Origin of the sequence: Pseudomonas sp. GW531-T4 (assembly GCF_017349615.1) — a bacterium.
Taxonomy (GTDB): Bacteria; Pseudomonadota; Gammaproteobacteria; order Pseudomonadales; family Pseudomonadaceae; genus Aquipseudomonas; species Aquipseudomonas chlororaphis_I.
This window is the reverse complement of the sequence record NZ_JACMZT010000023.1, coordinates 1-24,286: the sequence shown is the minus strand read 5'-3', so window position 1 is coordinate 24,286 and position 24,286 is coordinate 1. Positions and strand designations below refer to the sequence as shown.

The 24,286-nt window shown below is 62.6% G+C and carries 12 protein-coding genes and 1 pseudogene; 6 read left to right on the top strand and 7 right to left on the bottom strand.

Annotated features, from left to right (window positions below):
• Positions 1–14: 14 nt before the first annotated feature.
• Positions 15–1,367, bottom strand: a complete 1,353-nt coding sequence (locus tag J4D28_RS18710) for an MFS transporter (RefSeq protein ID WP_009049882.1) — start codon at positions 1,365–1,367, stop codon at positions 15–17.
• A gap of 352 nt (positions 1,368–1,719) precedes the next feature.
• Here J4D28_RS18710 and J4D28_RS18705 point away from each other — a divergent pair, with 352 nt between their 5' ends.
• Positions 1,720–2,436 (top strand): FadR/GntR family transcriptional regulator, encoded by a 717-nt coding sequence (locus J4D28_RS18705; protein ID WP_009049883.1) that lies wholly within the window; start codon positions 1,720–1,722, stop codon positions 2,434–2,436.
• Positions 2,437–2,482: 46 nt separating this feature from the next.
• Here the strand turns inward: J4D28_RS18705 and J4D28_RS18700 are convergent, their stop codons facing one another.
• On the bottom strand, positions 2,483–3,268 hold the full coding sequence (locus J4D28_RS18700; protein WP_103331407.1) for a helix-turn-helix domain-containing protein: 786 nt from the start codon (positions 3,266–3,268) through the stop codon (positions 2,483–2,485).
• Between the two features lie 92 nt (positions 3,269–3,360).
• On the opposite strand from J4D28_RS18700, the gene J4D28_RS18695 reads away from it, so the two are divergent.
• On the top strand, positions 3,361–3,612 hold the full coding sequence (locus J4D28_RS18695) for a hypothetical protein (RefSeq protein ID WP_009049885.1): 252 nt from the start codon (positions 3,361–3,363) through the stop codon (positions 3,610–3,612).
• Positions 3,613–3,945: 333 nt separating this feature from the next.
• Here the strand turns inward: J4D28_RS18695 and J4D28_RS18690 are convergent, their stop codons facing one another.
• Complete coding sequence (locus J4D28_RS18690) at positions 3,946–4,950, bottom strand: cyclase family protein (RefSeq protein ID WP_009049886.1); 1,005 nt, start codon at positions 4,948–4,950, stop codon at positions 3,946–3,948.
• Positions 4,951–5,048: 98 nt separating this feature from the next.
• On the opposite strand from J4D28_RS18690, the gene J4D28_RS18685 reads away from it, so the two are divergent.
• Positions 5,049–5,975 (top strand): LysR family transcriptional regulator, encoded by a 927-nt coding sequence (locus J4D28_RS18685; protein ID WP_009049887.1) that lies wholly within the window; start codon positions 5,049–5,051, stop codon positions 5,973–5,975.
• Here the strand turns inward: J4D28_RS18685 and J4D28_RS18680 are convergent.
• Entirely contained in the window at positions 5,948–6,868 is a 921-nt protein-coding gene (locus J4D28_RS18680; RefSeq protein WP_009049888.1) for a LysR family transcriptional regulator, read from the bottom strand. The genes J4D28_RS18685 and J4D28_RS18680 overlap by 28 nt on opposite strands.
• Positions 6,869–7,015: 147 nt before the next feature.
• Between J4D28_RS18680 and J4D28_RS18675 the strand changes: the two genes are divergently transcribed.
• Positions 7,016–7,438, top strand: coding sequence for a DoxX family protein (locus tag J4D28_RS18675; protein WP_009049889.1), 423 nt, complete (start codon positions 7,016–7,018; stop codon positions 7,436–7,438).
• Positions 7,439–7,624: 186 nt separating this feature from the next.
• On the opposite strand, the pseudogene J4D28_RS18670 reads toward J4D28_RS18675, so the two are convergent.
• A pseudogene (locus J4D28_RS18670) lies at positions 7,625–8,095 on the bottom strand (Lrp/AsnC family transcriptional regulator).
• A gap of 181 nt (positions 8,096–8,276) precedes the next feature.
• Here J4D28_RS18670 and J4D28_RS18665 point away from each other — a divergent pair.
• Together J4D28_RS18665 and J4D28_RS18660 are read left to right on the top strand one after the other, a co-directional pair.
• On the top strand, positions 8,277–8,618 hold the full coding sequence (locus J4D28_RS18665; RefSeq protein WP_101282865.1) for a hypothetical protein: 342 nt from the start codon (positions 8,277–8,279) through the stop codon (positions 8,616–8,618).
• A 31-nt stretch (positions 8,619–8,649) separates the two neighbouring features.
• Positions 8,650–9,810, top strand: a complete 1,161-nt coding sequence (locus J4D28_RS18660) for an MFS transporter (RefSeq protein WP_009049892.1) — start codon at positions 8,650–8,652, stop codon at positions 9,808–9,810.
• Between the two features lie 674 nt (positions 9,811–10,484).
• Here J4D28_RS18660 and J4D28_RS18655 read toward each other — a convergent pair.
• The gene (locus J4D28_RS18655) at positions 10,485–10,814 is read right to left on the bottom strand and encodes a hypothetical protein (protein ID WP_016701976.1); all 330 of its coding nucleotides are present in this window, start codon (positions 10,812–10,814) and stop codon (positions 10,485–10,487) included.
• A partial coding sequence (locus J4D28_RS18650; protein ID WP_207246440.1) for a filamentous hemagglutinin N-terminal domain-containing protein occupies positions 10,811–24,286 on the bottom strand: 13,476 nt, incomplete at its 5' end. The genes J4D28_RS18655 and J4D28_RS18650, both read right to left, overlap by 4 nt.

The window sequence follows — 24,286 nt, the reverse complement described above, 5'->3', positions numbered from 1 at the left end:
CCTGTCGGCAAAAGTCAGTGGGATTTGTCCAGTAGCGGGCGGGCAGCGCCCAAGGGTGTCGGCGTGGTAGGGGCCTTGGGCCGGGTGCGGGCGAAAAACACGATGATCGCGGCGATGATCGAGGTCGCCGCCAGGCCGTACAGGCCGCCCTGGATCGACCCGGTGCGCTGCTCCAGCAGGCCGAAGGTGGCCGGGGCGACGAAGCCGCCGAGGTTGCCGATGGAGTTGATCAGGGCGATCACCGCGGCGGCGATACGCGCATCCAGGTAGGCCTGGGGAATCGGCCAGAACAGCGCGGACGCCGACTTGAAGCCGATGGCGGCGAAACACACGGCGACGAAGGCGAACACCGGCCCGCCGGTGGTGGACAGGAACATCCCGGCCGCCGCCACCAGCAAGGCGCTGGCGACCCAGGCCTGCTGGAACTTCCATTTGCCGGACGCCGCGGCGAAGGCGTACATGGCGATGATCGAGATCAGCCAGGGAATGGAGTTGAAGAAACCCACCTGCAGGTCGCTGAGGTCGCCCATCTTCTTGATGATGCTCGGCAGCCAGAAGGTCGCGGCGTAGATGGTCAGCTGGATGCAGAAGTAGATCAGGCAGAACAGCAGGATCTGCCGGTCCTTGAGCAGGGTCCAGAGCGACGGCTTGACCGGCATCGCCGCTTCGCGCTCGCGCTGTTCGCTGTCGATCGCCTGCACCAGCGCCTCCTGTTCGGCGGGGCTCAGCCACTTGGCGTCACGGGGCGTGGAGTCGAGCCAGAACCAGACAAAACCGCAGAGCAGCACCGAGGCCATGCCCTCGACGATGAACATCCACTGCCAGCCGTGCCAGCCCAGGCCTTCGATCTGCAACAGCGCTCCGGACAGCGGGCCGGAGACCAGCGAGGCCACGGCCGAACCGCTTAGGAAAATGGCGATCGCCTTGCCCCGCTCCACACCGGGCAGCCAACGGGTGAAGTAATAGATCACCCCGGGGAAGAACCCGGCCTCGGCCACCCCCAGCAGGAAGCGCAGCACATAGAACTGGGTTTCGTTCTGCACGAAGGCCATGGCCGTGGCCACCAGCCCCCAGGTGAACATGATGCGGGTCAGCCAGATCCGCGCGCCGACCCGCTGCAACAGCATGTTGGACGGCACCTCGAACAGCGCGTAGCCGATGAAGAACAGCCCGGCGCCAAAACCGTAGGCTGCGGCGCCGATGCCCAGGTCATGTTCCAGGTGGGTGCGGACGAAGCCGATGTTGACCCGGTCGATGTAGTTGACGATGAACATGATGACGAACAGCGGCAGCACATGACGCTTGACCTTCGCCACGGCGATGGCCAGCAGGGAATCGTCCCCGGATGGATCAAGGGTGGTATTCACGATGCCTCTCCCACTTGTTTGTTGTTGTGTGCGGGTGACTGGGCGAGCGCCCTAGTTGACAGTCATCATACAAGTAGAAAAATAGCGTCACAAGCGTAGACTCACTACCGAGGCCGGTCTGCAAGGCAGTCTTGATCGAGAAAGGCGCTGTAAAATAATCACAACTAATTGATTTTAATTGGATAAATAAAAATTCTTTTAGCTGGAATATTTTTCAGGCCGCACTCACACAAAGAACCCGCACTGAATCCGGAAGCGACTTATCCGACAACTTGTCATACATGTCAGACAAGTTGAGCGCTGCCCGACCACTTCGGTGATAAGCTTTTTGCTTTCCCTGCGCGACCTTGCCATGAGCACCGAATCCGATATCGCCCCGGGCCGCCGTCGCCCTTCCACCAACCTGGCCCATGAGCTGGTCAGCGACCTGACCCGGCAGATCATGCGCGGCATTCTCAAGCCCGGTGACAAGCTGCCGTCGGAAAGCACCATCGTCCGCGCCCATGGCGTCAGCCGCACCGTGGTGCGCGAAGCCATCTCCAAGCTGCAGGCCGCCGGCTGGGTGGAAACCCACCACGGCGTCGGCAGCTTCGTGCTGGAACGCCAGGACACCCACGGCCTGCGCTTGAACGTCGACACCGCCCTGAGCGTGCGCGACATCCTCGAACTGCGCCTGGGCCTGGAAACCCAGGCGGTGGCCCTCGCCGCCCGCCGGCGCAGCGCCGAGCAACTGGCGCAGATGCGCCAGGCGCTGGACGACTACCAGCAGTTGCTGGCCAACAACGACAGTTGCGTGGAGGCCGACCAGCGCTTCCACCTGCTGATCGCCGAAGCCACCGGCAACCCTTATTTCGTGCAGATCCTGCAATCCCTGGGCAACGCCCTGATCCCGCGGACCCGGGTGCGCGACGCCGAGCGCGGCGATGTCGACCTGGCGCAACTGGCGACCCTGGCCAACCAGGAACACGAAGCCGTCTACGCCGCCATCCGCCGCCAGGACCCGGATGCGGCGCGTGCGGCGATGTGGACCCACCTGAGCAACAGCCGGGAGCGGTTTTCGACGGGATGACGGGAGGCCATCGCCAGCCGGCTCACGCCTTCCGGGGTCACGGTGCTCAGCCGTTTTCGTGCCGGGCGAAGTAGCGCCCCGGCGTCACCCCGAACTGACGGCGGAACATGGCGATAAAGGCGCTGACATTGTCATAGCCCAGGTCCAGCGCCACCCGGGTTACCGCGTCGCCCGCCGCCAGGCGCTCCAGGGCCCGCAGCAAGCGCGCCCGTTGTCGCCACTGGCTGAAGGCAAAGCCAGTCTCGCCGACAAACCGCCGGGCCAGGGTTCGCGGCGAGATCCCCGCCCACCGGGCCCAGGCTTCCAGGCCGCGGTTGTCCGCCAGGTCATCGGCCAGCGCCTGGCAGATCCGCCGCAATCGCGGGTCCACAGGCAATGGCAAGCCGAAGGGTTCCACCGGCAGGCTGCCCAGCTCATCGAGGATCACCCGGGCGATGCGCGATTGCGGCTCATCCAGCGCGCCTTGTGGCCAGCTCGCCGCGCGCATCACCGCCTCCCGCAACAGCCCGGAGGTGGCAATGATCCGTGGTTGCGCCGGCAGTTCGTGGCAGGCGTCAGGCTCGATATAGACACTCCAGCCGTCGAACGGGCCATGGGAACGCAAGGCGTGTTCGCAGCGGGGCGGCACCCACACCGCATGGGTCGCCGGCACCACCCACTGGCTGTCGGCCGCCGTCACCGACAGCAGGCCGCGGCGGGCGCCGAGCAGTTGGCCGCGGGCATGGCTGTGGGCGGCGGTCTGCCGTTCGATCGGGTTGTGCTGCCACGCCGCGAACAGCAGCGGGCCGCCCTGGGCTTGAGCGAGCAAGGGGGAAACCAAAGGTTGGGACATTGGCTGTTTCACGTCATTCAACGGCAAGAACCAGGCAGTTTAGCCAATCCCCAGGCCGCAGACTGAGCGCTCATTCACACGAGGATTGCTCCATGCGCGCCGAAGACCTGTTACCCGATCAACTCAACCATGGCGATTTCAACGGCACCCGGGTGCGCAAGGGCACGGTGGGGGCCTTCCTGATCAATGCCCGGCTGTGGACCGATCCGGGCACCTTGGCAGAACAGCGGCGCATAGCCGAGGAAGATCTGCTGGCCGCCCTGCCCGCGCTCCGGGCCCTGGGGCTGTTCGAGCTGATGCAATTACGCGACCCGGCCCTGCGAGCGTTATGCGAGCAAGACTAACGCCGACAGCCCCCTGTAGCCGCTGCCGAGCCCGCGAGGCTGCGATAGACCCGCAGGGTCTCGGCGCCCGCAAGATCCCCACGAGCGTGCCGCTCGATCGCAGCCTGCGGCAGCGGCTACACAAACATCGGGCCCGGCCGGAATATCGAGGGGTGTCCCCGTTCCCTGTAGCCGCTGCCGAGCCCCGCGAGGCTGCGATAGACCCGCAGGGTCTCCAGCGCCCGCAAGATCCCTACGAGCGTACCGCTCGATCGAAGCCTGCGGCAGCGGCTACACAAACATCGGGCCCGGCCGGAATCCTGCGGCAGCGGCTACAGGTCACGCGGCAAACGCCTAGCGAATCGGCAAGGCAATCGGCCGAATCGGTGCGGCATCGGCGCCGCGGAACTTCAACGACGCACCGATAAAGGCGAATTGGTACACCCGGTCCCGCGACAGGCCTTCGAGGTTGACCAGCTCCAGGATCGGCGCACCCTGCATCGCCAGCAGGTAGGTGTGCAACGGCAGGTAGTTGCCTTCCACCTCCGACGGGAAGGTCTCGAAACTCAGGTTATCGGCGCCCACCACCATGGCGCCGCCCTCTTCCACCAGGAACTTCGCCGCGTCCAGGCTCATGCCCGGCGGGTTGGCCATATAGGCCTGGGCCTTTTCATAGTCACGCATGCGCCCGGTGCGGATCAGCACCACGTCGCCCTTTTCCAGGCTGACCTTCTGCGCCTTCAGCGCCTGTTGCAGGTCGGCGCGGGTCACCCGGTAATTGTCCGCCAGCATGTCCACGCCCTTGGCCGCGGCGACGTCGATCAGCACCCCACGGGCGACGATCGGCGGCAGTTTTTCCGCACCGGTAACGTTCCAGCCACGGTCGCCCAGGTGCTGGTCGGCGCGAAAGCCGTTCCAGATCTTGCCGTCCAGGCCGAAGTGGTTGAGCGCATCGATATGGGTGCCCATATGGGCGTACATCGACACCGCCGAGCCGGTATAGCTGACATGCCGGTTCATCGGCTCGCCGACCTGCATCGGGTCGGCGATCACGTTGCCGTGGGGGGTGTGGGTCATCCACATCTGGTAAGGCGGATCGCCCGCCGCCTGCCAGCTGGGCATGCCGACGTAATATTCGACCGCCAGGTCGTAGGCCTGGCTGCCGCTGACCCGGGCCATGATCGCCGCCCGCGACTGCTCGGTGATCAGGTTCAGGCGACCGATCTCATCCTTCGGCCCCCAGGGGCTGACGCCGACCTCGGCCTGGGGCGCGGCGCTGCACTGTGCACTGAACAGGGCACTGAACAATGACAAGGCGGCCAGGCCGGGGATGACACGCAACAAACGGGAAACAGTCATGACGACACTCCTGTGAAATGAAGTGTCCATGGTATGGATTAACAATTGGGCGATAATCAGCCGTTTCGTTAAGACATATTCAACCCAGGAGAAACAATATGGATGTGCTGGCAGCCATGCGCACCTTTCGCCGAGTGGTGGAGCGCGCCAGCTTCAGCCTGGCGGCCAACGACCTGGGGCAATCCACCGCCGCCGTCAGCAAGCAGGTGCGCCAGCTGGAAGAACACCTGGGCAGCCTGTTGCTGCTGCGCACCACCCGCCGCATGAGCCTGTCGGACGCCGGCCAGGCCTACTTCAGCGAGTGCTGCCACCTGCTCGACGAACTGGCAGCCCTGGAATGCGCGACCCGCGCCGGCACCCGCGAGCCCGGCGGCCGCCTGCGGGTCAACGCGCCGCTGTCGTTCGGCCTCAAGGTGCTGTCGCCGATCCTCGCCGACTTCATGCGGCGCTATCCGCAATTTCGCATCGACCTGACCCTCGACGACCGCCTGCTGGATGTGGTGAGCGAAGGTTTCGACGTGTCGCTGCGGATTCGCCGGCAGTTGACCGACTCGTCACTGATCGCCCGGCGCCTGGGGGAAATCGAGCAGGTGATCTGCGCCGCCCCGGCCTACCTGCAGGCCAATGGCAGCCCGCAGACCGTCGATGAACTACGCGACCACAGCTGCCTGGCCTATCGCCTGGCCGAGCACCCCGGCCACTGGCAGCTGGAAGGCCCGCAAGGCAGCAGTCGCCTGGAACTGCCGGTGCGTTTTGCCGTGGACAACAGCCTGATGCTCAGCGACATGCTCCAGGCCGGGCTGGGCATTGGCGCCCTGCCCTCGTTCATCGCCCAGCCGCTACTCGACAGCGGCCAGTTGCAGCGAGTCCTGCCCAGTCATTCCATGCCGCGCCGGACCATCTATGCGGTGTATGCCAGCAACCGCCATGTGTCGCAGAAGATCCGCTTCTTCGTCGACTTCCTGGCCCAGGCCCTCGGCCCGCTCCAGGAGGCCGATCAGGCCGCGCCCGAGCCGGCGGACTGAACCTGGGCCGCCAGCCAATCGATCAGCCAGGACGCCGCCGGCCCCGGTGGCGTGTCGAGGCGGTAGATGGCGTCGAAGCCGTAAGGCAGGCCTTGGTTCCCCGGCAGATTGAGTTGCACCAGGCGCCCGCTGGCCAGGTCTTCCTCGACCATTGGCGCCGGCATGTTGCCCCAGCCGATGCCTTCGCGCAGCAGCATGTGCTTGGAGCCCAGGTCCGCCAGGCGCCAGCTGCGGGTGCCGACCACGCCGAAGTCCTGGTTGCGCGTCAGCTCGGAACGGTCCGACAGCACCAGTTGCACATGCTCGCGGCCGGCCCCCGGCAGGTTGACCGATGCTTGCGCCAACGGATGCTCCGGGGCGGCCACCGGAATCAGCTGGACAAACCCCACCTGCACCCGTTCAAGACCGGGAATATCGCGGTGCACCATGCCGCAAACGCCCACCGCGGCGCGCCCCGCCAGCACCATCTCGGCCACCGCGCCCAGGGCCTCCATGTGCAGGTGCAACTGCACCGTGGGGAACTCGCTGCGGAAGTTTTTCAGCGCATCGACGATGCGCGCCGCCGGGAACATCACGTCGATCACCAGGTGAATCTCTGCTTCCAGCCCCTGCAACAGCCCCTTGACCTTGGCCCGCAGGCCGTCGATGCCGTTGTAGATGCTCCGCGCCTCGGCCAGCACCGTGCGCCCGGCCTCGGTGAGCTGGGGTTTGCGGGTGGTCTTGCGGTCGAACAGCGTGACCCCCAGTTGCAGCTCCAGGTTGGCCATGGAATAGCTGATCACCGAAGTGGCGCGATGCAGCTTGCGCGCCGCGCCGGCAAAGCTGCCGACTTCGACGATGGTCAGGAAGATGCGCAATTGATCGAGGGTGGGGGTGCCGGGGTTGCTGGACATGGTGCTGTTCTCGTAAAGGCTGCGTTCTAGAAAATCGAACCTGATACTCGAAATTATTCGGCTATTGCGTTCATAAAGCCAGTGGCAAACTTCTCTCCATCGCGGCACACCAAGGTGGTGAGGCCGAACCCACTGAGAGAATCCAGCATGTCCACACTGACCAACAGCCTGTCCGCCACCTCGAACACTAACGCCAGCATCAGCCTGATCGGGCGCGTCCTGCTCAGCGCCATCTTCATCCTGTCCGGCTTCTCGAAAATCGCCGCGCCGGCCGCCATGGTCGGTTACATCCAATCGGTCGGCCTGCCCTTCCCGCAACTGGCCCTGGGCATCGCCATCGCCGTGGAGCTGGGTGGCGGCCTGTTGCTGATCGCCGGCTACCGCACCCGCCTGGTGGCCCTGGGCCTGGCTGTGTTCAGCGTGGCCACCGCCCTGGCCTTCCACAACAACCTGGGCGACCAGAACCAGTTCATCCACTTCTTCAAGAACATCGCCATGGCCGGCGGCCTGCTGCAAGTGGTGGCCTTCGGCGCCGGTCGCTTCAGCCTGGATGCCCGTCGCCAGGGTTGATCAGCCTCCCCCACGACAACACGGCGCCCCCCCGGGCGCCGCGTTGTCGTTTTGTTTCGTGACAAGAGCCCCCTTGCCCACCTGTAGGAGCGAGCTTGCTCGCGATAAAAAATCGCATACACCGCCAATCTTTCAGCCTCACGGCTGATCGCGAGCAAGCTCGCTCCTACAGGGGATCAAGGTGTTTCAAGGCGCGGTCGGCACATCCAGCCCGACCTTGACCCGGCTCATGGCCACCAGGGTCTTGAAGCGCTTGACGTTGTTGTTCTCGAAGAACAGCTAGCGGGTCAGTTCGTTGTACTGGGCCATGTTGCGCACGGTGAAGATCAGCACGAAATCGCACTCGCCCGCCACGTAGTAGCACTGCTGCACCTGCGGGCAGGCCTGGAAGCTGCGCTTGAGCGCATCGAGCTGATCGATGCGTTCGCTCTCCACCTCCACCTCGACAATGATGCTCAGCTCATAACCCAGGGCCTCGGGGGCGATGACCGCGCTGTAGCGCTCGATCACCCCTTCATCGCTCAGGCGCTTGAGACGCCGGTTGACCGCCGCGGTGGACAGGTTCACCCGCAACCCCAGCTCGCTTTGCGGGGTGCGCGCATCGCGTTGCAGTTCGGCGAGCAGTTTCAGGTCGTAGGCATCCAGGCTGACGGTCATGCGGGCAATCCATGGGCGGGCTATCAGTGGTGGGCAATCGGTGGCGGACAATCGGTGGCGGACAATCATGAAATGAAATTGTGCAAAGGCTGGCGATTATGCGAAACAAATTCGCCAGCCACGCAATATTATTTCCAGGGCTGCGAGCCGGGGCCAGGCCAGTGGCACGCTGGACTCGACGATGGCGGGCCCGGCCTGGCGCTTCCTGCAACCTTCGAACGATTGCCTGGTCACACTCCCCGACGCGCTCGCCGCCGGCGCCATGCGCCAGCTGGCCAGCGGCAGCGCCCGGGGCATTCCCCTGCCGGCCGGCGAATCCGGCGCCGCGGGCCTCGCGGGACCGGGCCTGATGTGCAAGGATGGCGCGCGGCGCAAAGTCGCGCACCTCGACGCCCGTTCGCGCGTCCTGCTTATCCACACCGAAGGCGCCACGTCGCCGGCGGTGTATCAACAACTGGTCGGTGAAACGGCAGACTCGGTCCTCCAGCGACAGCAGCAATGGCGCCAAGCGTCCATTGGCTGACAGGCGCCGGGGGTGACCGCCAAGGATTTTTATGACAGCCCTCAACACCCACACCTCGCAGCAACAGATCAGCCCCGGCCGCCTGGAACAGATGGCCACCCGCATCGCGTTTTTCATCGCCGGTTTCGGCATCGCCGCCTGGGCGCCGCTGGTGCCCTACGCCAAGGCCCGGGCCGGGCTCGATGAAGGCACATTGGGCCTGTTGCTGCTGTGCCTGGGGGTCGGCTCGATCCTGGCGATGCCGATCGCCGGGGTCTTGGCCGGGCGCTTCGGTTGCCGGCGGGTGATGGCCGCCGGCAGCCTGCTGATCTGCCTGGCCCTGCCGCTGCTGGCCACGGTGAGCACGGTGCCGCTGCTGATCGCCGGGCTGTTCATGTTCGGCGCCGGGCTGGGCACAGTGGATTCCACGGTGAACCTGCAGGCGGTGATCGTCGAACGGGCCAGCGGCCGGCCGATGATGTCGGGCTTCCATGGTCTGTTCAGCCTCGGCGGCATCGTCGGCGCGGCCGGGGTCAGCGCCATGCTCGGCCTGGGCTTGTCGCCGCTGGGTGCGACCCTGGTGGTGGTGGCCTTGCTGGTCGTCGCCCTGCTCAAGGCGGCGCCGCACATGTTGCCGTACGGCAGCCAGAGCTCGGGACCGGCCTTTGCCGTGCCCCACGGTGTGGTGCTGTTCATTGGCTGCCTGTGCTTCGTGGTGTTCCTCGCCGAAGGCGCGGTGCTGGACTGGAGCGCGGTGTTCCTCAGCGCCGAGCGCCAGGTGGATGCCGCCTATGCCGGCCTGGGTTACGCGGCCTTCGCCCTGACCATGACCGTCGGCCGCCTGACTGGCGATGCCATCGTGCACAAGCTGGGGGCCAGGCGAGTGATCGTCATGGGCGGTTCGGTGGCCGCCGCGGGCCTGCTGCTGGCGACCCTGGCACCGGCCTGGGAAGCGGCGCTGGTGGGCTATGCGCTGGTGGGGGTCGGCTGCTCGAACATCGTGCCGGTGCTGTACACCGCGGTGGGCAAACAGACCGTGATGCCCGAAGCCATCGCCGTGCCGGCCATCACCACCCTGGGTTACGCCGGCATCCTCGCCGGCCCGGCGCTGATCGGCTTTATCGCCCACGGCAGCAGCCTGAGCATCGCCTTCGGACTGATCGCGGTGATGCTGATCGGTGTGGCGGCCAGCGGGAAAGTGTTGAAGGTTTGAACCCTTTCGCGGGCAAGCCTCGCTCCTACAGACACACGTCCCTTGCAGGAGCGAGGCTTGCCCGCGATACGCTCGTCCAGCCAACGCTGCACGCCCAGGCACCCTGCTGTGTTTTCAAGATCGCCGGAAGGCCCTGCGCGCCTTTTCGCAGCCTGCGGCAGCGGCTACAGGGATTTGCGCCAGGCATAAAAAATCGCGGGCAAACTCGCTACTGCAGGAGCGGCCGGTCGACGCTCGATTGCCCGCGATACGCCCGTCCAGCCAACGCTGCACGCCCAGGCACCCTGTTGTGTTTTCAAGATCGCTGGAAGGCCCTGCGGGCCTTTTCGCAGCCTGCGGCAGCGGCTACAGGGATTTGCGCCGGGCATAAAAAATCGCGGGCAAACCTCGCTTCTGTAGGAGCGAGGCTGACCTGTCCAGGTATTCAACGCAGGATTTTCCTTTGACATCCCATTGGCAATATTCTGCAGACTAGGGAGATGACAGCGAGAGAAGCAAATAGCCCCGGCAGTGCCGGGGCTATTTACTCTTGAACTGCCGTCTTTGAAGACGCTGTTCCTTTTGCACCAACTAACCCAGCAAAATATCCTGCGTATCTACAGCTTCCCAATTAATACCTCTATCTGCTTGATCATCCACAGCAAGAGCCGACCCCTCCACTAAGCCCCAAACACTTACTCATCGATTAAAGCAAACCCAAAAAACAAGCAATATATTTTTTCATCTTCCATTTCACTTAATTCGTACCTCGCCCTATCAAACCCCGAGTTAGTTTTCGAAATTTTCAAATGCATAAACTGCGTTAACCCCCCACCAAACTCTTTAACACTCAATGAGCTAACATCGTAAAAGCAAACCTTAATTTTTTTTGAATCGTAGCTTTCCGACTCAGCCAGAGTTAACAGAAGATTATATTTTACAATACCATCTTCAGACTCAATACACATAGACTCCACACAGTTATGCCCTATAAGCAGCTCGTTAAGCTCATCTTTACCAATCATCTATTCACCCTCGTCCCTCTACCCTTTTCACCAAAACCTGGCCCATATTCATATATATGCGTATGAGGATCAGAATGATACTCATTAGGTTTCGATGGATCTCCGTACCCATGGTTCGAATAGTCTGTTCTTTTAGACATACGACCATACTCATCATATTCAATAATAGAGTTTTCCAGTTTTCCTGTCTTAGGGTTGTACTTCTCTTGAGTGACTGCTTTCGTCCCTGGCGTGGTTTGTCTTGGAACATTTTTATGCCATGCCTCATCCGGAAGCACAGGCCCTTCTTTTCGTCGAGCCCAATAAGCATATGCCTTGTTGACCTGAGCAGACCCAATTACTGGCTCAGCCCCGGCAGGCCGTGGCCCACGCATACCAGCTATGCCACCCGCCATACCTGCAATCGCACCTAATACTGGTTCCCACTGCCCGACCACATCACCAAGTTTGACCATGCTTTTGAGGGCGCGATCAGTCAGCAAGAACTTATAGTTTTCACAGGCTTGGGTCGAACAGCTCAGTTTATCAAGAACTGTCAGACCTGCTGCGATCTGCCCCATCTGGTCTTTGGCATAGACAGCACCACCTGTCTGTAGCGCCTGCTCAAAAAGCTCGTCACTCAGCTCTCCGAAACCTCGGTCTTTCCAAGCTTTTATTTGGCAACTTTCATCGCCTTTACAACTGTTCATGCTCTCAACGAAATCACGTGAATCGCTGTGGTTCAGATTGTTATATTGCGTTGCGTTCGCTGTTACTGCAGCTGCGACGGATGCATCGCCTCCCGTAACAGCCGCCGTCAACACGCCGATCAGTTGAGATGCCGCCAGCATCTTACTGACCCCTTGCTGGTACTCGAGACTGTTTTTGTCGACTCCGACCGGCAACAATTTGTCAGCCAGAAAATCCACTACGGCTTCGTTCGCGCCTGCGGCCAGGGCTCCAGTACGGAAGTCCCCGCCCATCGCTTCGGCCATCAGTCCACCGAGCGCGGCGTGCATGGCCACTTTCGTCAACTTACCGTTGTCAAAGAGCGTGACATCTCCAATCTTGTTGGCCCCTATCGCCCCACCGATGCTGATCCCCGTCCCCACCGCAGACTCGACCAAGTTGTCCTTCAAACTGCCGCCCATGATCGCGGTCTTGGCCACCGAGTCAGCAGCTACCTTGATGGCCACGCTTTGAGCGCTGGCCAGGTCAAGTTTCAACTCGGTGGGGTTAAAGCCAAACTGGGAGGCAATGCCCGCCGTCACACCTGCCAACACATACCCTTTGAGGCTGTCCGACGAGACCGCATCCTTGAAAGTAGCGCCTAGGTTGCCTTTGTTATTGATTGCGCTGGCCGCCGTCTGCGCAACGGCGGCCGAGAAGCTGGCGCTCGCTGCAGCCGAGGCGGCAGCTGCCACAGAAGCAGCGGTCGTAGCTGATGCACCAGCCGCGGCAGCCGCGCCGGAGGCCGTGGCACCTGCGGAAGCTCCGACGGTGGCAGCTGTAGCAGTCCCCGCCGTCAGCACCGTAACAATGATGATCACCGCCAGCATTGCCCCGGCGCCCATACCAGAGTTGCTGTACTTGAACGACTCGTGGGTTTCCTTCACCAGGCGCCAATCCACATCACCACGTTTTTCTGCGTCTTTAAGCCATGCCAGCTGTGGATCTGCCTGCACCATCGCATCGATGGTCTGGCTCACCGTCTTCTGGTCAATGTGTTTGATATCGATCTTGAGGCCATCGACTGCCTTGATCGCCAATTGTCCCTGGGCCACTAGCTCGCTCTGTCGCAGGGTTTCATCGGTGTTGCCTTTCCCCTTGGCACTGTTCCACGACAGGCTGTTGCTGCTCTTCGTATGACTCTCCTGATGCAGGTCCTTCACCCCTTCGAAGGTGATCTCCCCACCGCTGGCCAGCGTCAGGTCGCTGCCACTCTCCAGCTTCGCCGCCTGGTACTTCTGGTCTCCGCCGCTGACCAGCGTCAGATCGCCTCCAGTCGAGATCTCGCTGCCGACGTGGGTGATCTTGGTGACTTCGTCACGTTTGGTCTGCTTGCTGCCCCAACTGCCTTTTTTCTTCTTGTCGTACAGCGAGTAGTCGCTGTCTTGCGCCGCCAGCAGTTCGAGGTTGTCGCCGGCCACCAGATAGGCTTCATCGCCGGCGGTGATACGGCTGGAGATCAGCGCCATGTCCTTGCCGGCACTGAGGTCTACATCGCCACCGGCACTGAGGGTCGTGGCGACCTGGCTGACATGGTCTTCCTGGCGGGTGACTTTCTTGGTTTTTTCGTAGGAGTGCTGCTCGTCCGCCGCCGAGGACAGCGTCAGGTTCTCGGTGGCGGCCATGGCGATGTTGCGCTTGGCTTCGATCTCGCTGGCGATGGCGGTGATATTGCGACCGGCCTTCACCGTCAGGTCGCGGCCGGCGCTGACCTCGGAGCCGATCTGGGTGATATCGCTGCTGTAGTGTTGCTTGCCCAACACCAGGCTGCTGCTGAGCTCGGTGGAGACGATATTGGCGTCGCGCCCCGCACTCAGGCTCATGTCCCGGCCGCTTTGCAGAACGCTGCCGGGATTGGTGATGTCACGACCGGCGGAAATGACCATGTCGTTGGCGGCTTCGATACGCGCGGCGCTGTTTGCATAGTCCTTGTGCGAATAGCCCCGTACCACGCTGTCCACCGAGGTGACACTGCGCTCGTTGAGCACATCACCGCTGATCGCGTTCATCGTCACGTCACGCCCGGCGATGATGCCACCCGCCTTGTTGGTGATGTTGTTGCCCGCCAACAGGTCCAGGCGATTGCCGGCCTGGATCAACCCGCTGTTGACCAGGTCCTTGCCTGCCGTGGCCGACAAGTTGTTGGTGGCCCGCAAGGTACCGACGTTGTCGAGGTTCTGGCCAGCGATCAGGCTCACGTCATTACCGGCAATCAGCGCACCGGTCGGGCCGAGTCGATCGTTGGCCTGGGCCATGTACAGCACCGGCACCAGCACTTTCTCGCCGTTCACTTCGTGCTCTTCGAGCCAGACGATATCGTGGGTCAGTGCCGCGACCTGTTGCGACGTGAGGGTCACGCCTACCGACAGGTTGAGTTGATCCTTGCTGGCGATGGCATTGTTCATCAGGTACTTGAACTGAGCCTCGTTGGAGTTCTGCCCAGCGAGAAATGCCTGGCCGGTACGCGCAGTGATGGCTTGTTGCACCAGACGCTGTTCGTAAAAGCCATCACCCAGGCGCTTGGCGCTGATGTCCGGGTCGTAACCGAGGCCGGCCAGCAGGTAATCCGAACTCATGAACTGCTTGAGGTCGGTGAGTACCGGGTTGGTTTCGATCAGGTACTTCTGCGGATTAGGCTTGAACGAGCTGTCCGGCACGCCTTGGACACGGGCCACGGCCTGGCTGGCCACTGGAGTGGCGACTACTGGATTAGCCACCGCGGGGACAGCGCCGGTCGATACGCTCCCGACACCAGGCGAGGTCACGCTGGTCAACGGATCACGCGGGTTGAGCGGCAGTGTTGGCACGCTCAGGTCCGGCCCTGTGGCGACCGCGCTATGGCTGGCCCCCTCGACATGCACGGCTCCCACCTGGGTGATAGCGCCAGCATTGCCTTCATGACCTGACAACACCAGGGTGCCGCTATTGTCGGCAGGGGCGCTGACATCGATCGCGCTGGCGCTCAGATTACTGTCGGTGGCTTGACGGGTGACCCGGGTCAGTTGCCGATCGCTGGAAGCCACCTGGGCGACATCATCGATCTGGAAGCTACGCGCCTGGATATCCGGCAGGTTCTGTTGACGCTGGGCACCGCTGACCGAGGCGCTGCCCAGGGTCCAGCTTTGCGGCCCGCTGTTGGCCTGGGTCGCCTGTTGAGCCGACCCGCCTTGGCCACTCAAGCGGAACAGGCCGTTCTGCCCTGTCGGCAAGGTGAAGCCGGGCAAGCTCAGCGGGTTGACCTGTTGCTGGGCCAGATCGGGAGGTAGCTGGCTGTTGAGCCTGACAACGGTGGTGCCGGTACCGCTTGCCCTGGTATCGGCGACTTTGTTCGTACCACCGGCGGCGCTGTAGTCCTGGTGGATGACGCTGTTCTGCAGATCCTGGGTGGCGGTGATCGAAACATTGCCACCGGCCTGGATCACCGCATTGCGGCTGCCTGCCGTACTGGCGGCACCACTGCTGTCCTTGGCGACCTCGACGTCGCTGAGCAGCGTGTGCTGCGCCAGCTGACTCGGCAGCTCAAGCAGGTTGTTCGGGTCGTACTGGGATGACGTCGTTTTTTCGAAGCCGTATTTCAGGCCAGGCAGTACGATGTTATAGACGCCGCGTGTATCGACGGTTCTCCCCGTATCGGCGTCTTTGAGAGACACCACCTCGTACGTTTCACCGTCTCGCCCCCCCTCTCTGTAACGAGCCGATTTGGGTATGGCCTTGTGGATGTTGTCTGCCAGGTCAAGGTAATACACATAAGGGAAATCAGGGTTGTTGCGCTGGTTGTAGGGCGTCAACACATCGGAGAAAAACTGCCCGGTACTGCCCGCGCCCATACCGTAGACCTTGTACAGGCGCGTGCGCTCGATGGTCCCGTTCTGCGCGCCGATGTTCTGCAGGCTGTCGGCCGTGATGTTGATATTGCCGCCCGCGCTCACCGTGCTTTTGCTATTGAGAAAGCTACCGCCCTGGAAAACAAGATCCTTGCCCGCTGTCAGTAACGCCGAGGCGCTGGTGTCGTTGTCGACACTTTCGTAGACCTCACGGGCCGCCAGCGTGAAGGTGTAACTACCCCCTTTGCAGTCATTACATATATTGGCGATAAACCCCGATACCAGCTTGCGACTGCCCGACGCCACCGCGCCATCGGTACGGTTCTGGAACACATCGGCGTTAAGCGCGAATGCCCCCCCGCTCTCCATTGAACCGGAGACGTTGTAGATCCCCGCAGCCCGGGCGGCGCCTCCGTAACCACCGATCGCCACGTTACCGAGGCCGTACAGATCGCCGTTCTGATTGGTGAAATTGCCGACGCCCAACGTCATATCCGCGCCGCTGAAAATCAGGCCGTGATCGTTGAGCAGCGACGGGGTTTTCAGATCGAGGTTCTGCGCAGCCCCCAGGGTCCCGGAGTTAACAAGGCTGCCGGCCTCGACGGTCAGACCAGCATTGGAGGTCAGCCGCCCGGCGTTGCTCAGTTGTCCGCCGATTCGGATCGTCGAGTCCCCACCACCGGCCACACTACCCGCACTGCCCAGATTCATCGAAGCCGCCGTCAGCCCCAGGCTGCCCAAGCTGCTGTAGCGCCCATTACCGCTATAACTGCCGCCCAGCGTCAGGCTGGCCGTGCCGTCGCTGGCAATCAGGCCATCATTGATCCAGTTACCGCCGTTGCCCACCAGGCTGGTGGAGGCCAGCAATTGCCCGCTGCCGGTCTGGATCAGGTTGTTGACGTTGATGGTCAGGCGCCCGGCCTGGATCACGCTGCTGTTGGTCCAGCTGTCGGCAGCGAGCGTCAGCCCGCCACGGGTGACGAGGCTGCCACCGGCATTGGTGACGTTGGCCGTGGAGATATCGAAGGTGCCGTTGCCCACATGCAACAAGCTGCCGCCCTGGTTCTGGAAGCCCGCGGCATTCAGGGTCAGGTCACTGTTGGCGCTTTCCAGTTTGCCGTTGCGGTTGTCGAACAAGCCGCCGATCTGGAAGTCGGTCTTGCCTCCGGCCCCCAGGGCCCGAAGCTGGCCGGTCTGGTTATCGAGACTGGCGGCACGCACGCTGAGGGTGCTGTCGCTCTCGATGATGCCCATACGGTTGTTCAAGTGACCATTGAGGCTGAGGTCGATCCGGTTACCGGCGATCTGACCGTCGTTGTCACCGCTGTTATCGAAATTATTGCCGCTGACTTTGACCAGGCCTTTGGCATACAGGCCGCCGTTACGGTTGTCGAAGTTGGCGGTGGTGATCAGTGCATCGCCGTTCTGGGCGGAAATACGTCCGCCGTAGTTATCGATACCGCCCAATACGCTGAGGTTCAGGCGCTGGGCCTGAGCGATGCCGCCCTGGCGGTTATTGTTCAGGTCGTAACCGTTTTTCAACACGCCGACGATACGGGCTTCCAGCGCGCCCTTGAGGCTGGCGAGGGTACCGCCGCGGTTATCGAGGTTGGTGGCGCTGACCTTGAGGTCACCGTTCTGGGCCAGGAGCCGACCGCTCTGGTTGTCGATATCCCCCGTCACGGCCAGGTCCATCGCGCCCTGGCTTTGCAGGGTGCCCTTGGCATTGCCCAGGCTTGCGGCGCTCAGTTGCAAGGTGCCGTTCTGGCTGTATATCAGGCCGTCGCCATTGTTTTGCACGGCGCCCGATACCTGGGTGAGCAGATTGCCGTTGGCCGCCACGGTGCCGCGATTGCGGTTGTCGAGGCCGCCAGTGAGCACGCTCATCAGCCCCTGGCTGACCAGTTGGCCGCCCTGGTTGTTGATCTGGCTGCTGCGGCTGATCACCAGCGGCCCGCCACTGGCGAGCTTGCCGTTGGTGTTACTCAGGCTGCCGAGCAGGTCGAGATTCACCGCGCCGTTGCTGACCAGGCTGCCGCCGGTGTTATCCAGGGTCGTGCCGGTAAAACCCAGGGCCTGTTGTGCGCTGATCGTCCCGGCGTTGTTCAAGGTCATGGCTTGCATCGTCAGGGCGGCGCCGCTGTCGATCGATCCACCCTGGGTGTTGTTCAGCAGGCCGCCAACGGTCAGTTGCTGACCGGCGCCGCTGGACAGGATGCCGGCGCTGTTATCCAGGCTGGCCGCATTGACGTTCAGCGTTTTCTGGCTGACCAGTGCGCCGGCGCTGCTGTTGAGCAACGCACCGCTGATGTTTGCATTCAGGTCGCCACTGCGGCTGGACAGCGTGCCGTTGTTGCGGTTGTCGAGGCTGCCCCCACTCACTGTCAGGCCCTGCCAGCCAGAGATCAGGCCGCCCTGGTTGAGCAAGGTCTCGCCGGTCAGCCCCAGTTGATTGTTGCTGATCAGCTTGCCGCCGTTATTGTTCAGCACGCGACCAATAAGATTGGTGCTCAGGCTGCTGGAAATCTCTCCGTTCTGATTGTTCAGGTCGCGCAGGCGACTGATGCTCAGCGGACCTTTGGCGATCAGCAGGCCATTGCGATTGTCGAGGTCAGCGTTGGCCAGGTCGAGACGCACGCCGCTGTCGCCCAGCAGGCGCCCGCCGTTCTGGGTCAGTGCCCCCAGGTTCAGCGTGATATCGCCTTTAGCCGAGACTTCACCGCCACTGCTGGAGTTCAGGCTGCTGGCGGTCAGGGCCAGACTGCCCTGGCTGTTGATCAGACCGTTGGCGCTGTTGTTCAGCGCCATCGCATTCAGGGTCACGGCACCGCCACCGAGCAGGGTACCGCCCTGGTTATTCAGGTCAGCGCTGCTGAGCGTGAGGTTCTGTGTCGCGTTGATCAGGCCTTTATTCTGGTTGTTCAGCAGCCCCGCGACAGTCAGCGTCAAATCGCTACGGCTGCTAACGCTACCCTCAGCGTTATCCAGGCTGTCAGCCCGCACATCGAGGGCAGCCGCGGCGATCTGGCCCTTGAGGTTGGTCAGGGCCTGGTTGACTCGCAGGGTCAGGGCCTGGTTGCTGAGAAGTTTGCCGTTGCTATTGTCGAGGCTGTCAGCGGTGAGACTGAAAGCCTGGGCACTGGAGATTTCGCCGCCCTGGTTGTCAATGCCCTTGAGGTTACGCAGCACCAGCGACGGGGCATTGATCAGGCCCGTCTGGTTGTTCAGCTGACCTTGGTTCAGGTCCAGGGTGAGGCTCGTGTTGCTGAACAGTTTGCCGCCCATCTGGTCGAGGCCGGTGACGCTGGCTGTCAGTGCCTTGGTGCTGCCGATGACGCCACCGCTGCGGTTGGTGACCTGGCCGGCCGCCAGGGTCAGGCTGTCGCCACTGTTCAGGCGACCGTTCTGGCTGTTGTCAAAAGCACCGGTGGTCACCCCCATCGAGCCTTTGCTGCTGATCACGCCTTGTTGACGGTTGTCGAGACTGGCGCTGCTCAGCTCGATGCTGCTGTCACTGACCAGTTGCCCGCCCTGGTTGCCTAGCGCTGCGCTGGCCTTGACCTTCAACACGCCGGCACTCGACAGGCTGCCAGCGGTGTTGCTCAGGTTGGCGCTGGTGACGTCGAGCTTGCCTTCACTGCTGATCAATCCCTGATTGTTGGTCAGGTCGCCGCCCAGGCCCAAGCGCACATCCTGCCCGCTGCGCAATTGACCCGCCGTGTTGTCCAGGGTCTGGCCATCCAGGGTCAGGCCGCTCTTGCCATTGATCAGGCCCTGATTGCGGTTCAACACTTGATCCAGGGTCATGGTCAAGCCCATGGCCGCAATGATCTGGCCACTGTCGCTGTTGTCCAGGCGCTTGCCGGTCAGGCCAATGTCGGCGCTGCTGGAAAGCTCGCCACCCCGGTTGTCGATACTGCCCACCTCGAGTTTCAGCGCTTTTGTAGCGCCGACCAGGCCGCTCTGGCGGTTGTCGAGTACGGCGCCGGTCAGGCCCAGGGCGCCGCTGGCGATGAATTGCCCGTTCTGGTTGTCGAGGGTGTTGATGGTGGCCGTAACGTCGGCCTTGCCAGCGACCGAACCGTCGCGGTTGTCGAGACTGTTGGCGGCCAGCAGCACGGCCCCGTCGCCGATCAGGGTGCCGCTCTGATTGGTGAAGGCTTGAGTCACGCCCAGGTCGACCTCGCCACGGCTGCTGATCAGGCCATGGCTGTTGTCCAGGCTGGCGCTTCGGCTGTTGAGGGACGTCGCGGAAATCAGCCCGTTCTGGTTGTTCAAGGCCTGAGCGATACGCAAGGTCAGGCCCTGCTTGCTCAGCAGTTTGCCAGCGCTGTTGTCGAGGTCTTGCGCGGCGAGCGTGAAGGCCTGGGCGCTGGAGATTTCGCCGTTCTGGTTGGCGACGTTCTTGAGGTTGTTGAGCACCAGCACCGGACCATTGATCAGACCCTTGCGGTTGTCGAGCCGACCGTGGTTCAGGTCCAGGTTCAGTTGGGTTTTGCTGAAGAGTTCGCCGCCTTGTTGATCGAGGCCGGTGACGTTGGCCGTCAGGGCCTTTTCACTGGCAATGCGGCCGCTGGCGCCGTTGTCGACCTGGGTTGCACTGAGGTCCAGCGTATCGTCGCTGGTGAGGTGGCCACCCTGGCTGTTGTTCAAGAGGCCGGTGGTGACATGGGTCGCGCCCTTGCCGTTGATCAGACCGCTCTGACTGTTATCGAGACTGGAACTGGCCAGGGTCAACCCCTGGTCGGCGAGGACCGAGCCGCCCTGGTTGAGCAACGCACCCAGGCTGGTGACCGACAGGGCGCCGGCACTGCCGACCTTGCCTTTGGTGTTATCCAGAGTGGCGACCTTGAGGGTCAATCCCGCTTCGCTGCTGAGCACCCCGGCGTTATTGAGCAGAGCCCCATCGAGACGAATATCCAGCCCCTTGAGGCCGGAAAAACTGCCACTGCTGTTATCGAGCCGGGTACCCGTCAGGCCTGCGCTGCCCTTGGCGAACAGTCGGCCCTTGCTCTGGTTGATCAACTGCGCCACCGTCAGCTGCAGGTCGGTTGCGGACAGCAGCTTGCCGCCATCGCTGTTGTCCAGGCGCAGACCGGTGTAGCTCAGGCTGTTTTCGGTACTGGAGATTTCCCCGGCGCGGTTGTCGACCTGATCGACATTGAGGGTCAGTGCGTTGGTGCTGCCCACCAGGCCGCCGTTACGGTTATCAAGCGTCTTGCCTGTCAGCAACAAACTGCCTTTTGCGACCAACGAACCACCCTGTTGGTTCAGGGTATCGAGAGTAGCGGTGAGGTCAGCCTGGCTGGCAATCCGACCTTTGGTATTGGTGACTTCCTGGGCCTTGAGCGTTACCGGGCCGACCGCACTGAGCAGGCCACCACTGTTGTCCAGCCGCGAGCCTTCATAGTCAATGGCAGCCTTGCCGCTCAACACGCCCTTATCGCGGTTATCCAGCTGTCCGACCAGTAATTTCAGGTCTTTATCGGCCTGGATCAGCCCTCCCCGGTTATCCGCCAGGTCGCTGCGCAGGGTCAGCCGATCCTTGCCAGACAGGCTACCGCCACGGTTATCCAGGCTACCGGTGGTCAACTCGATGCCACCGGCGGCTCTGACTTTTCCCAGTTCACGGTTATCGAAAGCGCCAACGACCGTGCCCGTCAGGGAACCATCGACCGCCAGCAACACGCCCTCAGCGCGGTTGTCGAGACTGCCAGCATTCAGCGTCAGTGCCTTGCCGGAACCGAGCATCCCGCCCTGGTTATTCAGTGCTCCGCTCAGATCGATGCTCAGCCCGAGATCCCCTGTCAGCTGGCCTTCGGTATTGTTCAGACTGGCCGCTTTAAGGCTCGACAGGCCGGCGCTGGACAAGGTGCCGTTGAGGTTGGTAAGCGCCTCCTCGACGCTCAGGCTCAGGTCCGAATCGCTGCCCATCGTGCCTTCGGTGTTGTCGATGCTGGCGGCATGAACCTTGAGCCCATTGGCCGACACCAGCCCCCTGAGGTTGTTCAGGGTGCGCTCGACACGCAAGACCAGCGCCTGCTCGCTGCCAATCGTGCCATCGGTGTTGTCGAGCGTTTGCGCGGCCAGCGTGAAGCCCTGGTCGCTGGAAATCTCACCGTCCTGGTTGCTGACCCCTTTGAGATTTTTCAGCAGTAACAGGCCAGTGGCATTGATCAGGCCGTCCTGGTTATTGAGCTGACCGTTATTCAGGTCGAGGCTCAGACCGGTGCTGCTAAACAGTTTGCCACCTTGTTGATCAAGGCCGCTGACACTTGCCGTCAGGGCCTTGGCACTGGAGATACTGCCTGCGGCGCCGTTGTTCAGTTGGCCGCTGACCAGGTCCAGGGTGTCGCCGCTGGTCAGGCTGCCACCCAGGTTGCTCAGGGTGCCCAGGCTGGTGAGCTGCAAGCCCTTGACGCTGGAGAGCTGGCCAGCGTCGTTGTTCAGGCTGCCGGCCTTGAGCAGCATGGCGCCATCGCCCTTGAGCGTGCCTTGGGCGTTGAGCAACTGCCCGCTCAGATCAAGCTCCAGCTTGCCTTTGGCGTAGAGATTGCCACCTTGGCCGTTGTTCAGCTGCGCAGCCTTGACCTGTACACCCGCCTGCCCGGACAACTGGCCGTTGAGTTGATTGTCGAGTTGGCCGAGGGTCAGATCGATGTCGCCATTGGCGAGCAGTTTGCCGTCATGGCTGTTATTCAGCGTCGTCCCCGTCAGCTTCAAGTAACCCTGGCTGGAGACGTTGCCGCCCTGGTTGTCGAGGTTGTCGATCCCCAGGCTCACCCCCTGGGCAGCGCTCAGCGAACCACCCTGACGGTTATCCACTCGGTTGGCATTGAGCGCCAGGGCGCCGCCGGCGCTGACACTGCCGCCGCGGTTATCCAGGACACCCAGCGTATTCAGGTTGGCGCCGGCCTTGCTGACGATCCGTCCCTTGAGCTGGTTGTCGAGACTGGCGCTGTCGAGGGTCAGCAAAGCATTCGCTGACAACAGACCGGCCTGGTTCAGCAACTGCCCGGCAATCTTCGCCGTCAGGCCGCCACTGCTCAGCAGCGTCCCCTGGGTGTTGTCGAGGCTGGCGCCTTGCACGTTCAGCAACTGGCTGGAAGTCATCGAGCCGGTGGCATTGTTGATCGCGCCCTGACTGTTCAGCGTCAGGCTCCCATCGCCGATCACCTGCCCCTGGCGGTTGTCCAGGTCCGCCACTTGAAGGCTGATGTCACGAGCGGCCAGTTTGCCGCCCTGGTTGTTCAGGCTGGCGCTGCTGATCAGCGCATTGCCGGTGCTCTGGATACTGCCCGCTTGATGATTGTCCAGTGCCCCCTGGGTTGTCAGGCCCAAGGCGCCCTGACTGATGATCGAGCCTTGTTGGCTGTTGTTCAGGGAGGCAGCTACCAGTTGCAGGTCCTGTTGAGCGCTCAAGCGACCGCCCTGGTTGTTGAAGACACCGCTGGCATTGATATTCAGAGCGCTACCGGCCGCTATCAGGCCGGCCACGTTATCCAGGGAGGCAACATTCAAGGTCACCCCGGCGAGGCTGGAAATCTCAGCGCCCGCGTTACCCAGCCCGGCCAGGTTGGCGACCAGTTCACCATTGCTGCTCACCAGCCCGCCCTGGCTATTGAGCAACTGGTTGGCATTCAGATTCAGGCTACCGCTGCTCAGCACTCGGCCCTTGTTCTGGTTATCCAGGGTACCCGCGCGGATGTTCGCGCTTTGTTTCGCGCTCAGGGTGCCGCCCTGATTGTTCAGGGCTTGCGTCGTGGTCACCGTCAGATTGCGGCTGGCGACCAGGCTGTTGCCATTGTTATTGAGGGTCTGCGCATTGACGGTGAGATCACCGCCGGCATTGCGACTGTTATCGGCATTGACCCCGGCCTCGATGATGCCGCTGTTGCTCAGTTGCCCACCGGCGCTGAGGCTGATGCTGTCGCGGGCCGCCAGGTTTTTCTGGTTGTTCAGGTCGCCGCGGCTTTGCATATCCAGCGTGCTACCGGCGTAGACCGGACCTTGGGCATCGAGGCTGGCAACCTTGACCTTGACCGCGGCCCCCGCCGCAGCCTGGACCATGCTCAGGTGACTGTTGGCGTCGATCTGGATATCGCCGCCGCTGGCAGCGAGGTTACCGGCGAGCCTTACCCCCACACCCGCTTCAGTCCCCACCAGCTTGATCGCCCCGGCATACATCCCGCCCAGGGCCGAAGAGTCGATCGCCAGTTCCGGCTTGATGCTGCCGTCGTCGGCGCGGGCGGTGGCGTTCAGTGTCTGGGCGTTGACGTCGTTGCGCCCGGTGACGATCGTCAGGTTTTTCGCCTGGATCTCGGCGTTGATCTTGGCGCTGCGGGTGATGATTTCGAAGCGGTCGACGTTGTTGGCGTTGAGCGTCGCGCCCTCGATGGTCACCTGCCCCTGATCGACCTGATAACGGCTGAGCTGGCCGTTTTCGATCACCGGCTTGCCGGTGGTCAGGGTGGTTTTCGGGGTGTTGATGAAGCCGCAGCCGTTGCAGCTGATGCCATAGGGGTTGGCGACGATCACATGGGCCGACTGCCCCGCCACTTCGGTGTAGCCGCGCAGTTGGCTGGGGCTGCCACCGTTGACTTCGTTGAGGATGGTTTGCGCCGCGACGCCCTTGAGGTTCGGGTTGCCGACGATGATCCCGCCCAGTTGGGTGCTCTGCGTGCGGTCGGTGGCGTTGTTGAGGATCAGACCCTGCTGGCCGACGTTGTAGTCGTGGAACTGGTTATGCGACAGGCCGCTGCCATTGGGCGTGGCGATATTGACGATGGGTACGCCGTTGCCCGCCTGCCCCAGGCTGGTGCCCGGCGCGCTGACCACGATGCCTTCCGCCTGGGCCCACAGCGGTTGCCAGAACATGGCGTTGGCCAGGATGAACGCCAGGCCGCGCTTGGGCAGGCCGCAGAAGTGCTCGCGGGTTTG